The organism is Sedimentibacter sp. B4, assembly GCF_000309315.1.
Classification (GTDB): Bacteria; Bacillota; Clostridia; order Tissierellales; family Sedimentibacteraceae; genus Sedimentibacter; species Sedimentibacter saalensis.
In genome coordinates this window covers 1-414 of the sequence record NZ_CANG01000141.1, presented here as the reverse complement: position 1 = coordinate 414, position 414 = coordinate 1, and the positions used below count along the sequence as shown (strand labels likewise).

Below are 414 nucleotides of genomic sequence, written 5' to 3'. Positions count from 1 at the left end.
GTTCACCGTTGCACTCCCTTCCCGGGCCAACCCGCGGTCAGCGTGACCGTGCCGTCCTCGGACACGAGTCGGGCGGCGACCGAGCGTCGGGTCAGCCACTCGATCGCGTCGTCGCCGAGAATGACGGCCGCCGTCGTGGCGACATTCGCTGCCGTCGCGGACGGGCCGGTGGCGCTCACTGTCCGCCAGCGGGTTCGCGCCGATTCACCCGTGCGCGGATCGACCAGGTGATGGCGGATCACGCCGCCCGCCGTCCATCTCCGCACAACGGTCGACGACGTGGCCAGGCCCCCCTCCGCGATGGCGACCTCGACAGTCCCCTCCGCATCGGGGTGGTCACGGATCTCGATCGGCCACCAGGTCGGACGACCGGCGTGCGAGACCGCCACATCGCCCCCGAGGCTGAGCGCGACG

The 414-nt window shown here is 72.0% G+C and carries 1 protein-coding gene; it reads right to left on the bottom strand.

Annotated features, from left to right (window positions below; genetic code table 11):
* Nucleotides 1-2: 2 nt before the first annotated feature.
* On the bottom strand, nt 3-414 hold a 412-nt coding region (locus BN358_RS10485), incomplete at its 5' end, for an FAD:protein FMN transferase (RefSeq protein ID WP_019229141.1).